Source organism: Psychroflexus sediminis (assembly GCF_900099815.1).
Taxonomy (GTDB): Bacteria; Bacteroidota; Bacteroidia; order Flavobacteriales; family Flavobacteriaceae; genus Psychroflexus; species Psychroflexus sediminis.
In genome coordinates, this window is the sequence record NZ_FNCW01000006.1 from 134,413 (window position 1) to 148,728 (window position 14,316).

Consider the following 14,316-nt stretch of genomic DNA (forward strand, 5'->3'; position numbering starts at 1 on the left):
CAATCGCGTTTAAATTAAGTTAAATAAGCGAAAATCGGGAAGACAAGGTCAAATTTCAAAGAAAATAAAGCAAGAGTAAACGAAAACGTTTAAGGTTTATTAGATAGGTTTTGTATTTTAGCAACTCAACTTATAGAGCCTTATTCATGGATATAAAATTCAATAAAAACGAAGATCACAATAAACTTTTAGTCTCTGACCTTAGAAGTAGATTTGCTAAAGTAAGCCTTGGCGGTGGAGAGAAAAAAATTGAAAAACACCACAGTAAAGGTAAAATGACGGCCAGAGAACGGATTGACTTCCTGCTTGACGACGCTAAGGATGCTATAGAAATTGGAGCTTTTGCCGGAGATGGAATGTATAAAGATCATGGCGGCTGCCCAGGTGGTGGCGTGGTTGTGAAAATTGGAAAAGTCTCCGGAAAAAAAGTCATCGTAGTAGCCAATGATGCTACTGTAAAAGCGGGAGCCTGGTTTCCTATTACGGGTAAGAAGAATCTGAGAGCTCAGGAAATCTCAATTGAAAACAGACTTCCTATTATTTATCTTGTCGACAGTGCTGGAGTTTATTTGCCGATGCAGGATGAAATTTTTCCAGATAAAGAACATTTCGGTAGAATTTTCAGAAACAATGCGGTCATGAGTAGCATGGGAATCACTCAGATTTCTGCCATTATGGGCAGTTGTGTAGCTGGTGGAGCCTATTTACCAATTATGAGTGACGAAGCTATGATTGTAGATAAAACAGGAAGTATTTTTCTTGCAGGAAGCTATCTTGTAAAGGCTGCCATCGGTGAAAATGTGGATAATGAAACCCTTGGCGGAGCCACTACCCACTGCGAAATAAGCGGTGTAACCGATTACAAAGCTGACGATGACAAAGATGCTTTAAGCAAAATCAAGGCTATTGTAGATAAAATTGGCGATTTTGATAAGGCTGGATTCAACCGTGTTAAACCAGTAAAACCAAAACTGGACCCCAAAGAAATTTACGGCTTACTTCCGGCTAAGCGAAGTGACCAATACGATATGATGCCTATCATAGAGCGTCTCGTTGATGATTCGGAATTTGAAGAATACAAAAAAGGCTTTGGTCAAACCATTATTACAGGCTATGCCAGGATCGATGGCTGGGCTGTTGGTATTGTGGCTAACCAGCGTAAAATTGTTAAAACCAAAAAAGGTGAAATGCAGTTTGGTGGCGTGATTTATAGCGACTCTGCCGATAAAGCCACCCGTTTTATCGCCAACTGTAATCAAAAGAAAATACCTCTGGTGTTTGTCCAGGATGTCACTGGCTTTATGGTCGGCAGTAAAAGTGAACACGGAGGTATTATAAAAGATGGCGCCAAGATGGTGAATGCTGTGAGTAACTCTGTTGTTCCAAAATTCACCGTAATTATAGGTAACTCATATGGTGCCGGTAATTATGCCATGTGTGGAAAAGCCTATGATCCAAGATTGATTTTTGCCTGGCCTAGTGCAGAGCTGGCCGTGATGAGTGGAAATTCTGCTGCAAAAGTTTTACTCTCGATAGAAACGTCGAGATTGAAAGCCCAGGGCGAGAAAATTACGGAAGAGAAAGAAAAAGAACTTTACGATAAAATTAAAAACAATTATGACGAGCAGACCAGTCCTTACTTTGCAGCAGCAAGACTATGGACAGATGCGGTTATAGAACCATTGGATACCAGAAAATGGATCTCTAGTGGGATTGAGGTTGCCAACCACGCTCCTATCACCAAAGATTTTAATCTTGGTGTAATACAGACTTAAAGTCCTTTTTTATCCAAAGCAAAAAGCCTGCAAATTTAAAGTTTGCAGGCTTTTATATTTAAAATACTAACTAAGTTTTAGACTATTCTTCAGGCATTAACATCCCGATAATTTTGTCTTCAGAAAGGTATTTCTTGGCTACATTTTGAATATCTGCAGCGGTTAAGCCTTCAATTTTAGTATCGTACTCAATAATTTCGTCCAAAGATGAATCATAGGTATAAGCTCTTGTAAACTGCTGTAACCAAAATCTGTTTTCTTTTAATTTTTCCTTAAACTCTAGTTTTTCAGCTTCTTTAAACTTGTTCAAGTCTTCAGCATCCGGGCCGTTTTCGATTATCTTGTTCAACTCTACCAAAGCAGACTCAGTGAGTTTTTCTGCATTTTCCGGACCACAAGGAAAGCTGATACTGAAGTTGTAACTTCCGTAAGGAATGTTACTGATGCTACCGTTTGCTCCTGCTCCATATACTCCACTCTCGCCTTCTCTGAGTTCTTCAATCAGATTGATAGTTAGGACTTCACCAACAGCGTTCATCGCTAAAGCTTCTTTGGGGCTATAGTCTGCTTCTCCGTAAAATAAAATAGTGACCTGACTTTTCGGATCTTTACCTTTTTTCACCACTTTCTTGTGATCTCCAGCCAGCATTCTATATCCTAAATCTTTTGCCTCCTCAGATTGTTCACTTCCAGGCAATGCTGCGATGTATTTTTCTACGTGGGATTTAAATTCTTCCTCATCGATGTTACCAACAAAGTAAAAATGAAAATCGCCTGCATTTTCAAATCGCTGTTTATAGATTTCATAAGCCGTCTTATAGCTTGTTTGCTCCCAGGCTACAGAATCTGGTAAAATGCCATTGAATCGAGGATTATCTTTACTTAAAAATGTAAAAAACTGCTCTTGGAAATAGAAATTTGGCATAGATGTCAAGTTAGACATAAAGGCATTTTGCTTGGTTTTATAACTTTCAAAAGCCTCTTCATCATAATTTAAATCTGTAAAATACGCCTGTACCATTTGCATTAAGTATTCCAAGTCTTTTGGGGTTGCGCTACCTCTCATTCCTTCGGTTGTAGCTCCAACATACGGATTAACACTTGCCGTTTTTCCACTCATGAACTTGCTTATGTCATTTTTGTCCATCCCAGAAAATCCAGCTTCAGTAAGACCACCCATTGCCCATTGTACTTTTTTATAAGTTTCATCATCAACTAAATTTGAACCTCCAAAACTAATGGCCTCAAATAAAACCTGATCGTTTTTAAAATCTGTTTTCTTATAAGTCACTTTAGCTCCATTGGATAAAGTCAAGGTATGAGCATCTGTTTTTTCATTAGTCTCAGTACCCGTAATTTTACCTTTAGGCAACGTTTTCCTAATAAGACTTTCAGCAACAGCTTTATCTTCATAAGGTGTCAAGTCCTGAGATTTAACATCAATGATACTTAAGACCTCTTCTTTGGATGGCTTTTCAAGACCTTCTTTTTCGGGACCTGTTAATATAACAACACGATTGTCTTCTTTGATGTAATCATCGATTTGAGCATTTATATCGCCAATAGCAATTTTTGGCAACAGCTTTTTTGTTGTTTCAAAATCCCACTCAATATCAGTCATTATGCTTCCACGTAAAAATTGACTCTGAAGCTGTTGAACGTATCTGGCAGACTCTGTTTTATCTCTTTCCTTGTATTGTCTTTCCATTCTAGTCAGCATCTCTGTCTTGGCTCTTTCAAGTTCAGCTTCAGTAAATCCATGAAGCTTAACACGCTGATTTTCTTCGACTAAAACTTTTAAAGCATCCAGCTGCTTGCCTTCACCCACCATAGCGGTTGATTGATAAGCTTTTTTATCTCTCGACCATGTACCCCCATAATAAGAAAAACCATAATTGAAAGGTGGATTATTACTATTTCTGATTTCGTCCAAACGATTATTAATCATTGTTGAAAACAAAGAAATTTCCAACTGTTTTTTATAATCCCCTATCGTTTTACTTGGCTCTGATTCCTTGTAATCTTTATAATAAACCTCAACTTGAGAAAAAGGTGCTTCTTCGTCTGATTCTATAGCTACAAAGGTTTCTTCATGATTTGGTACGCCGTAAGTTGTTCTAGGCTTAGGATTTTTTGGATTCTTATATTTAGAAAAATGTTCTTTAATCATTCCTTCAATTTGTACAACATCAATATCTCCTACTGCTATCACACTCATTAAATCTGGTCTGTACCAATCTTCGTAAAATTGGATGAGTTCAGCGTGATCAAAATTCTCAAGAACTTCTTTCTTGCCGATTGGTAAACGTTCAGCGTATCTCGAATCATACATCAATTTATCGATATAGTTGGCCATCATTCGTTTGTTAGCTCCCAAGCCAAGCCTGTATTCTTCCAAAACAACACCTCTTTCTTTATCTATCTCCTCCGGGCTAAGCGTGGCATTAAAGGCCCAGTCTTCTAATATTTCAAAGCCCTTTTTCAGTTTTTCATCATCATCTGATGGTATAGGCAAGAAATAAACCGTTTCATCGAAACTGGTGTAAGCATTAAGATGCTGACCAAACTTCACTCCTATACTTTGCAGATAATCTACAAGCTCATTTTTAGGAAATCTTTCTGTGCCATTGAAACACATGTGCTCCATAAAATGCGCTAAGCCACGTTGTTTTTCGGTTTCCAAAACAGAGCCAGCATTAATGACTAATCGCAAATCGACTTTATCATCTGGTTTATCGTTTTGCTTAATGTAATAGGTTAAACCATTTTCCAGTTTACCTTTTACAACATCAGAATCCATTGGGATAGGATCTGAGTAATTTACCTCTTGCGCTGAAAGTACAAAGGTAGCTGTCATCAGGAGCAGCGTCAGTGATTTTTTTAAAAAATTCATAATATTGGGTTTAGTTATATCTCAAAAATAGACTTTAAAAACTAAAATTCAACGAAATAATTAGTTTTCCAATGTTAAATTTTGGATTCTTTCAATCGAAGCATTTATTGTTTTATCATTCTGGTTTGATTTACTTTGTGCATCTAAAATTCTTAGCCTATGCGCTCAACCCCAAATAACCTTCAAATTATTTTTGAAGATAATCACCTCATCGTCATCAATAAGCGATCCGGTGATATTGTTCAGGGAGATAAAACCGGGGATTTACCTTTGAGTGAAGTTGTAAAACTTTATCTGAAGGATAAATACAATAAACCTGGTGAGGCTTACCTGGGTGTTGTTCACAGACTGGACAGGCCTACCAGTGGTATCATCGTTTTTGCAAAAACCTCCAAAGCATTATCCCGTTTAAATAAAGCTTTTGCCAATAGAGAAACTCATAAATTGTATTGGGCTGTAGTCAAAAACAAACCCAGGCAGGATTCGGCCAGACTTGTACACTACCTCAAGCGAAATCCAAAGCAAAACAAATCCTATGCACATATCAAGCCTGTACCAGAGTCTAAAGAAGCCGTACTTTCTTATCAGCTTAAAAAATCCTTGAATAATTATCATCTTCTGGAAGTAGCTTTAGAAACGGGAAGACATCATCAAATTAGAAGTCAGTTGTCTGCTATTGGCTCACCGATAAAGGGCGATCTCAAATATGGTTTTGACAGAAGTAATAAAGATGGAAGCATTCACCTTCACGCCAGAAAACTGTCGATAACCCATCCAGTGCGTAAAGAAAATATCACTTTTGAAGCAGCTCCACCGGAAGAGGTCATCTGGAACACCTGCATCTCATGATTCAAAACTGAAAACTTATATTTGAACAAAATTATAACTATGAATAAAACTATAGCCGTAGCCATGGGCGGTTATTCCAGCGAAGCAGCTATTTCTCTAAAAAGCGGAGAGGTTGTTTATAAACACTTGTCTGCTAATTCTAATTTCGAGGTTTACAGAGCTCATATTTTAAAAGATAACTGGTTTATAAAAACAGATTCAGGTCAGGAATTTTCCATAGATAAATCTAATTTTTCGGTAGATATTGAAGGTCAAAGGGTTTATTTCGACTGCGTGTTCAACACGATTCATGGTACTCCAGGTGAAGATGGATTATTTCAGGGTTATTTACAAACTTTACAAATCCCTCAAACAGCCTGCGATTATTATCAGGCTGCGCTTACATTCAATAAAAGGGATTGTATCTCTGTACTCAAAGCTTACGGTATAAAAACCGCTAAAAATATTTACGTCAATAAAGGGGATGACATAGATCCTCAAGCCATTGTTGATCATGTTGGATTACCTTGCTTTGTAAAGGCAAACAGAGCGGGAAGTAGTTATGGGATTTCAAAAGTAAAGCGTGTAGAAGACATCTTATCAGCTTTGGAACATTCCTTTAAGGAAGATGAAGAAGTGATTATAGAGTCTTTTTTGGACGGCAGAGAAGTGAGTGTGGGTGTCATCAATATTGGTAATGAAACTCAGGCCTTACCTGTAACTGAAATCATTTCTGAAAATGAATTCTTTGACTTCGAAGCCAAATACATGGGTAAATCGAAGGAAATCACACCAGCTAATTTGACCAAAGCACAAACCGAAGAAGTACAAAATCTGGCCGTTAAAATATTTAAATTACTGAAATTGAAAGGTTTAACCAGGTCCGAATTCATTTTTCATAACAATCAGCCTCACTTTTTGGAATGTAATGCCTGTCCAGGTTTAACTGAAGCCAGTATTTTACCCCAGCAAGCCAAAGCTGCAGGAATTTCGCTTCAGGAGTTGTTTACAAATGCGGTTGAAGTCGCTTTCAAAAACTTTGAAAGCTAATTGAGTTTTAAGTATCTTAGAACAAATTTTTAAGTTATGAGAAGAGCTGTTTTTCCTGGATCTTTCGATCCTATAACTCTAGGACATTACGATATCATTATGAGAGGGCTTACCCTTTTCGATGAGATCATTTTGGCCATTGGAGTCAATTCAGAAAAGAAATACATGTTCACTTTAGAAGAAAGAAAATCTTTTTTGGAAAAAACCTTCAAAGAGGAACCCAAGATAAAAGTGGATACGTACCAGGGCCTGACTGTTAACTACTGCCTAAAAGAAAATGCCGATTTCATTTTAAGGGGCCTGAGAAATCCTGCCGATTTTGAATTTGAAAAAGCTATTGCACATACCAATAGAAAACTGGAAAAAATAGAAACCGTCTTTTTACTTACTTCGAGTGGAAAAAGTTATATTTCCTCCTCTATTGTAAGAGATGTGATACGGCATCATGGTGATTACTCCTCTTTGGTTCCTGATGCCGTAGTCGTAAAACATAAGCCATGAAAAAAATACTATTAATCTTCGCTTTATTCATATTTGTTTCTGGATTTTCTCAAACCAAAGCAACACTTGCTTCTTATGGGCCTGTTTATAAGATTGGAAATACTGATTTTAAAATTGATTTAAATCAGGAATTTAAGGCGGTTTTTGATGTGGCCAGCGGTTCGGAATTTAAGGACAAACCCAATCAAAAATTTGTAACTGTAGCCCGTTATTTAAGGCTTCATCAAGCTCCTGAACTAAAAAACAATTCAGTGAAAGCGGCCCTGGTGGTTCATGGTTCTGCTATATTTGATTTACTCAATCATGAAGCATATGCACTTCATCATAATGAGAAAAATCTCAGGAATCCCAATTATGAATTGTTAAGTATCCTTTCTGAATATGATGTAGACCTCATTTTATGCGGCCAGACGTCCAGACACAGGTCCATAGACAGGAGTAAACTGCATCCCGATATCAAGATTGCCCTTTCGGCTATGACCACTCTAATCCATTTTCAAAAGAAAGGGTACACCATTCTGAATTTTTAAAAATACAAACTATGAAAATACTATTTACAAGCTTAGGTCTTTTATGTTTCATGAATCTGTTCTCACAAATGGATGCTCAGCTCTTAAAAGATATAGAGTCTATCGAAGAGAAAGTCATTGACTGGAGACAGCATTTCCATCAAAATCCTGAACTCTCCAACCGTGAATTTAAAACTTCAGAAAAAATTGCAGAGCATCTCAGAAGCCTGGGACTGGAGGTAGAAACAGGAGTGGCTCATACCGGCGTTGTAGGTATTTTAAAAGGAAAGGAAACGGGAAAGGTGGTAGCCCTGAGGGCTGATATAGATGCTTTACCGGTCACAGAACGCAACGATTTGCCTTTTAAAAGCAAAGTGGTTACAGAATTTTTGGGCACAAAAACCGGGGTAATGCATGCCTGTGGTCACGACACCCACACTGCTATTTTGATGGGTGTCGCAGAAGTTCTATCCGAAAATAAAGACTTGCTTAATGGTACCGTGAAATTTATTTTTCAGCCCGCTGAAGAAGGGCCACCCCCTGGTGAAAAAGGCGGTGCCAGCTTAATGATATCAGAAGGTGTTCTGGAAAATCCGGAGGTAGATGCGATTTTTGGTCTGCACATCAATTCGTCGACGCCTGTAGGGACCATCCGATATAAGCCGGGAGGAACCATGGCTGCTGTAGAGCGTTTTGTGATCAACGTCAAAGGAAAAGGAACGCATGGTTCGGCTCCGTGGACCGGCGTGGACCCGATTCTTATTTCTGCAAAAATCATCGATGGATTACAAACGATTATAAGCCGGGAAGCCAAACTCGTGGATGAACCTGCCGTCATTACCGTAGGAAAGATAACCGCTGGAACCCGCTTTAATATCATTCCAGAATCTTCAGAAATGATTGGCACCGTCAGAACTTTGGATCCGGAGATGAGAACAATGGTTATCAAACGCATGAACGAAATGGTTCCTGCTATTGCCAAGGCTTATGGAGGAGATGCAGAAATTTCATTTCAAAACAATACAGCTATCACTTACAATGACTTAGAACTTACGGCAGAAATGCTGCCAACGCTTCAAAATATAGCAGGAGCAGAACATGTTGAACTCGTGAAAGCAACTACTGGCGGTGAAGATTTTTCATTTTTTCAGGAAAAAGTACCCGGATTTTATTTTTTCTTAGGTGGTATGACTCCGGGAAACACAACCCCATATCCTCACCATACTCCAGATTTTATGATCGACGATGAAGGCATGCTGCTGGGTGTGAAAAGCCTGTCTCAACTGGCTATTGATTATTTAAATAAATAGACTGAGAGATTTGAGCTATTGGATTTTAGGCGAATTTGATAAAGATGAGCCATGAGTCACGAATCAAGACGAAAACGAAAGTAATTTTAAAGTCAACTATTGAAAGCAGGAAGGGAAAAAAGAATGCGATCCAAATGAATTAGAAGGACTTTTTGAAGAACTTTACTATTATATAGATGCTTATAAAGCTTGAATTTTTAAATCATCTGCCCAAAATACCTGGTAAACCTTCGTGATTTGATATTAAACTATTTTCAGTCGTGCCCTGCTGACAGGGGCGAAAAACACTGCTGCGTCAATCATCCTGAATGCCGTTTAGTAAGCCATGTGAATTTTAGAACGCATAATTTAGGCTCAAGCTTCCGAAATAATTTCTGGGTTCACCGGGGTAGAAATACCTCGGTTCACTCCCTCCAAATCCTATGGCATTGGTAACAATACTCGAGGCGTATTTTTCATTGAATAAATTGTTCACACCCAAGGATAATCCTGCAGTAAAGCTATCGAAAAGTGAAAATCTGTATTCGGCATTTAGTAAAGAAACAGCGTAAGATTCTGTAAATACGGTATTCTCATCATTGACAGGGATTTCTGAAACCGCATTGGTTTGGTAATAAAAGAAGAACTTATCGGCTATTTGTGCATCAAGTCCAAAGCTGAATTGGCTTGAAGGTACACCCGTTAAATCATTTCCGGAAAAAGATTGTCCCTGGTCTACAAACTCGTCAAATTCATAAAAATTAAAACTTCCATTGATATAAGGTTGAAATTTCAACCAGGAACTGTAATTGAGATTCGATTTTAGAGAAAATTCAATACCGGGGTGAGATGTCGAACCTGCATTGATACCCACAAAGCGATCTTCTGCCACACGTCTGGCTACCAGTAAATTTTCAACATCCATATAATAGGCATTCACTTCTGCAAAGAATTTATCGGCAAACCACTTGGATTTATAACCAATTTCGTAGTTCCAACCCATTTCGGGTTTAAGTTCTGTGTTAAAAACACCTTCTTCGGTCAGGCTCTGTTCTACAGTGGGTACTGAAAAGCCTTTGCTAATCGATGCTGAAATTTTTTGGTTTTCAGAAATTGCATAAGTTCCAACCAGGTTTGGCAACCAAACCTGATCATAGCTGTAATCTCCGGTCTGGGAATTTCCTGAACTGGAGAACAGATCCTGAATATCATAACGCGTTTTGTTGGTAGCTAAGCCCAGATTGACCTCTAGCTTTCTCGATAAAGCAACCTCTAAAGTTGCAAAACCTTCTATATATTGACGGGTCTGCGTTAAATCGGAAAGCAAATTCCCTTGTAAATACCCCTGCCCATCATTTTGTTCGTATAAATTTTCGAAGGTAGATACCTCATAATCATCTCCTAAGAATTCACCGCCAAGACTTAATTTTGAGGAAAATCCAAAAAAGTCAAAGTCCAGTTCTGAAGTATGCCTCACGCCTATGCCTACATTATCATTTTGCAAAATATCAAAGGGTCTAGGCTCGAAAGCATCTTTAATATTGGTAAAAACAGCTGTATTTTGTTGAATGGCTGAACCTAACTTGTTTGAAAAATTAATTCCAACGACTCCTCTGGTATAAGATTCGTAGCCTCTTGCCTGTCCCCAGGTGAAAGCTGCCTGGCTTGGGTCTTCTTCCAGACTGCTTCCCGATAACGAACTCGGGATGTATCCTTTTAACTGTATTACCTGACCTACTAACTGAAGTTTAGACGTTTTAGACAAGTTCCATTCTGAATTTAAAAAATAAGACTCTCTTTGGTAATTGCTATTTTCTCTAAAACCTCCTGAACTCAAATTGTTGTAGGTTAGATTAATTTTTTTGTTGCCTTCCGAGACATTCAAAACAAAATTTTGTTTTAAAAGATCATAACTCCCAAAAAGCAATTCGGACTCCGTATAGTTTTGATTTTTTAGAACAGAGCTTAGCTGTATAACGCCACCTAAACCTGCCCCAAATTCAGAAGCTTGTGGACCTTTCATCACTTTTACTTCAGAAATGATGGTAAGATCGATATCATTCAGGATGGAAGTCCCATTGGCAGAGGTGAGCGGAATATTGTTGTAATACAGTTTGATCCTGTTGGTTTCATACTGGGCCCTCGCCCCTATGCCTCGAATATTGATTTTGGCCGTATTGAGACCACCTTGTTGCATATAAACCCCGGGGATTTTATTCAAGAACGGAGCAATGGATGTTTGATTGGACTGTAGCAATTCCTGCTGATTTAAATAAGAAACATTGAGTTCTGATTGGTACTCCTTTTCTATATCCAGTGAAGTTTTAAGTTTGACTTCTTCTAAGGCTGTAGTTTCATTTTGAGTTTGGGAAAAAATTATTCCAGAAATAAAAAAGATAATGATGCTAAACTGTTTCAAGTGCTTATTTTTAGAAATTCAAAAGTAAACGAATAAAGAAAAGATAATTCTAAAAAAATACTAATGTTAAGATACTGTCTATTGCTCTCCTTATCCATTTGCTTTATAGCCTGTAAGCCTTCTTCTGAAAACAAAACTTCGGATATTATCACCGGGGACTTTAAAATTGCGTTTGAGCGCTCCGATGGAGACTCAACCTCTACCTATCCCGAAGTGATTCAGTTTTACAAATACCTGGCCGATAAGGATGACAGAATAACTTTAGAAGAAGTTTACGAAACCGATATTGGAAAGCCGCTTCACCTGATCAAATTTGTCCCTGCTGAAGTTAAAAATAACCCGCTTAAATTTTTGATCAATAATGGTATTCATCCCGGAGAATCGGACGGGATTGATGCGACTATGTTGCTCTTTAAAGCCTTATCCAATAATGAATGGACCTTACCGGATGCTGTTGAACTGTATGCCATACCTGTGTATAATGTGGGAGGAGCTTTGAACAGAAACTCAACGTCCAGAGTCAATCAAAACGGACCTGCAGCTTATGGGTTTAGAGGAAATGCCAGGAACTTCGACCTGAACAGAGACTTTATAAAATCTGACACCAAAAACAGCAAAGCTTTTTACAGCATTTTCCACCAGGTAAATCCTGATGTCTTTGTGGACACGCACGTGAGTAATGGTGCCGATTATCAGTACACTTTGACTCATCTCTTTACTCAGCACAATAAGCTTGGTGGCGAACTGGGCCGGCATTTGGAAACTAAATTCATCCCTTCCGTTGAAAATCAGTTAAGTGAAAAAGACTGGGCAATCACTCCTTATGTCAATGTCAACAATGAGAGTCCTGAAAAGGGTTTTGTTCAATTTAATGATTCCCCCAGATATTCTTCTGGCTATACAGCTTTATGGAATACGCTTGGTCTCATGATTGAAACGCACATGCTTAAACCTTACCCCAGGCGTGTGGAAGGCACATTAGAGATGCTTAAGACTCTGGTCCAGGTGTCTCAGCAGCAAAAAACAGGTATTCAGGAAGCCAGAAAACAAAACTTTCAGTCCTTTTCTGAAGCAAGAACTTACCCTCTGAACTTTCAGATGGATTCTTCCAGCTACAGACGCCTTAAGTTCCTGGGTTACGAGCTTGAAAACTTAACCAGCGAAGTCACAAAGCTACCGAGAATCAAATTCAGAAGAGATGAGCCTTATGAGAAGGAGGTGAGCTATTACACTATTTTTAAACCCACAGATTCTGTGACTGTGCCAAAAGCCTACATTATTCCGAAACAGTGGCATACTGTTGTAGAATTATTGAATTGGAACAACATAGATTACGAACGATTTGCCAAGGATACGGTTATGGAAGTGGAGGAATATAGAATCCTTGATTTTAATACCAGAAGGACTGCTTATGAAGGGCATTACCCTCATTCTGAAACCAAGGTCAGATCAGAAATCCTGAAAAAGAAATTTACTCAAGGAGATGTTTTGGTAAAAACCAATCAGCCCGGCTTACGCTATCTGATTGAAACGCTTGAGCCTGTGGCTGTAGATTCCTTTTTTAACTGGAACTTTTTCGATAGTGTTTTGCAGCAAAAAGAAGGTTTTTCACCTTATGTATTTGAAGATTTGGCTATTGAGATTCTTAAGAACAATGCTGAATTGAAAGCTGAATTCGAGAAAAAACAAAACACTGAACCAAAATTTGCTAAAAATTGGTATGCCCAATTGGATTGGATCCACAAGCATTCCAAATATTACGAAAAAGCGCATTTAACCTACCCTGTCGTTAGGGTGCTGAACTAGGTATTCTTTTGGAAACAGAAGTTTGATGTTGGCATAGGATTTCTTAAGGGCTTTTTGAGTTTTTTCAAAGTCTTTCCATTTTGCCTTTTTTATACCTTCTGAAATTTCTGGTACAAGTTCACCACTAAAATTGGTTTTCATTTCATACCAGTGGGTTTCCTTGAGTTTATATTTATCATTTCTGTTAATGATATGGTAGGTGATTTGAAGAAAAGAGACGATTTTAAGACCCTCGACATGGGTTTCTTCTTCTACTTCGCGAAGAGCGGTCTCCTCTATGTTTTCGCCTTTCTCAGCTTTACCTTTTGGCAAGTCCCATTTTTTATTGCGGTAGATGAAAAGAATTTCCTGGTTTGCATTATAAACCAAACCACCACCCGCAACGACGACTTTTAGCTTTCGCTTGAGGTGTTTTAAAAGCTTTTGTTCATTCTTATGGTACAGATTAAGGTATGTAAGTTCACCTGACTCAATTTGACCTATAAGTTTTTTGAGTTTTGCTTTTTTTATGGCTATATTAGTATACTTTGAACCTATATTTTCTTGAGTAGACAATATAATTGGCACGTCATTGACGAAAACTTTATACATTTGCAACTATGATTTTAGATGAAAACACAGCCCATAAAACAGCAGAGCTTCTGCTGCAAATTAACGCAATAAAATTAAATCCACAAGAGCCTTTTACTTGGGCAAGTGGCTTAGAGTCCCCAATATATTGTGACAATAGAATAATTTTATCCTATCCTACGATTAGAAATTTTATTGTTTCTAGACTAGCCAAGCCCATAGAAGAACTTTTTGGAAAGCCAGACGCTATTGCTGGCGTTGCCACGGGAGCTATTGGCATAGGCGCTATCATAGCAGACTATTTGGGTTTGCCTTTTGTTTATGTAAGACCTGAGCCCAAAAAGCACGGGCGTAAAAATCAAATTGAAGGAAGACTGCATCCTCATGCCAATGTGGTAGTGATAGAAGATCTTATAAGCACAGGAAAGAGCAGTATGAATGCCATAAACGCTTTGAAGCAAGAAGGACAGGCTCACATAAAAGGTATGATGGCCATTTTCACTTACGGCTTTGAAGAATCTGAACAAGCTTTTAAAGATGAACATTTGGAAGTGTATACCTTAGGCAATTACGATATTCTTCTCAAGCAAGCCTACAAAACGAATTATCTAACCGAATCTGAAGTAGATTTACTAAAAAACTGGCGCAGAGACCCTGTGCACTGGAACCACTAATT

General features: G+C 38.3%; 11 protein-coding genes. 8 read left to right on the forward strand and 3 right to left on the reverse strand.

The window, feature by feature from the left end:
• Positions 1 to 146: 146 nt before the first annotated feature.
• A complete protein-coding gene (locus BLP81_RS07520; protein WP_093367836.1) occupies positions 147 to 1,775 on the forward strand; it encodes an acyl-CoA carboxylase subunit beta in 1,629 nt (542 codons plus the stop codon).
• Between the two features lie 82 nt (positions 1,776 to 1,857).
• On the opposite strand, the gene BLP81_RS07525 is transcribed toward BLP81_RS07520, so the two are convergent.
• Positions 1,858 to 4,668 carry a M16 family metallopeptidase gene (locus tag BLP81_RS07525; RefSeq protein ID WP_176752699.1) on the reverse strand — a complete coding sequence of 937 codons (2,811 nt, stop codon included), beginning with the start codon at positions 4,666 to 4,668 and terminating at the stop codon, positions 1,858 to 1,860.
• A gap of 159 nt (positions 4,669 to 4,827) precedes the next feature.
• On the opposite strand from BLP81_RS07525, the gene BLP81_RS07530 reads away from it, so the two are divergent.
• From BLP81_RS07530 to BLP81_RS07550, 5 genes are read left to right on the forward strand one after another with little or no spacing between them, the layout of a single operon-like run.
• The gene (locus BLP81_RS07530) at positions 4,828 to 5,517 is read left to right on the forward strand and encodes an RluA family pseudouridine synthase (protein ID WP_093367837.1); all 690 of its coding nucleotides are present in this window, start codon (positions 4,828 to 4,830) and stop codon (positions 5,515 to 5,517) included.
• A 39-nt stretch (positions 5,518 to 5,556) separates the two neighbouring features.
• Positions 5,557 to 6,546, forward strand: coding sequence for a D-alanine--D-alanine ligase (locus BLP81_RS07535; protein WP_093367838.1), 990 nt, complete (start codon positions 5,557 to 5,559; stop codon positions 6,544 to 6,546).
• A gap of 36 nt (positions 6,547 to 6,582) precedes the next feature.
• A complete protein-coding gene (gene coaD, locus BLP81_RS07540) occupies positions 6,583 to 7,047 on the forward strand; it encodes a pantetheine-phosphate adenylyltransferase (RefSeq protein ID WP_093367839.1) in 465 nt (154 codons plus the stop codon).
• On the forward strand, positions 7,044 to 7,577 hold the full coding sequence (locus BLP81_RS07545; protein ID WP_093367840.1) for a DsrE family protein: 534 nt from the start codon (positions 7,044 to 7,046) through the stop codon (positions 7,575 to 7,577). The genes coaD and BLP81_RS07545 overlap by 4 nt, the downstream gene beginning before the upstream one ends.
• An 11-nt stretch (positions 7,578 to 7,588) precedes the next feature.
• A complete protein-coding gene (locus BLP81_RS07550; protein ID WP_093367841.1) occupies positions 7,589 to 8,866 on the forward strand; it encodes an amidohydrolase in 1,278 nt (425 codons plus the stop codon).
• A 334-nt stretch (positions 8,867 to 9,200) separates the two neighbouring features.
• Here BLP81_RS07550 and BLP81_RS07555 read toward each other — a convergent pair whose 3' ends face one another.
• Positions 9,201 to 11,264 carry a TonB-dependent receptor gene (locus tag BLP81_RS07555; protein WP_093367842.1) on the reverse strand — a complete coding sequence of 688 codons (2,064 nt, stop codon included), beginning with the start codon at positions 11,262 to 11,264 and terminating at the stop codon, positions 9,201 to 9,203.
• A gap of 63 nt (positions 11,265 to 11,327) precedes the next feature.
• On the opposite strand from BLP81_RS07555, the gene BLP81_RS07560 reads away from it, so the two are divergent.
• Positions 11,328 to 13,070 (forward strand): M14 family metallopeptidase, encoded by a 1,743-nt coding sequence (locus tag BLP81_RS07560; protein ID WP_093367843.1) that lies wholly within the window; start codon positions 11,328 to 11,330, stop codon positions 13,068 to 13,070.
• Here the strand turns inward: BLP81_RS07560 and BLP81_RS07565 are convergent.
• Complete coding sequence (locus BLP81_RS07565; protein WP_093367844.1) at positions 13,038 to 13,661, reverse strand: NUDIX hydrolase; 624 nt, start codon at positions 13,659 to 13,661, stop codon at positions 13,038 to 13,040. The two genes, BLP81_RS07560 and BLP81_RS07565, sit on opposite strands and share 33 nt — an antisense overlap.
• 8 nt (positions 13,662 to 13,669) lie before the next feature.
• On the opposite strand from BLP81_RS07565, the gene pyrE reads away from it, so the two are divergent.
• The gene (pyrE, locus tag BLP81_RS07570) at positions 13,670 to 14,314 is read left to right on the forward strand and encodes an orotate phosphoribosyltransferase (RefSeq protein WP_093367845.1); all 645 of its coding nucleotides are present in this window, start codon (positions 13,670 to 13,672) and stop codon (positions 14,312 to 14,314) included.
• Positions 14,315 to 14,316 lie beyond the last annotated feature (2 nt).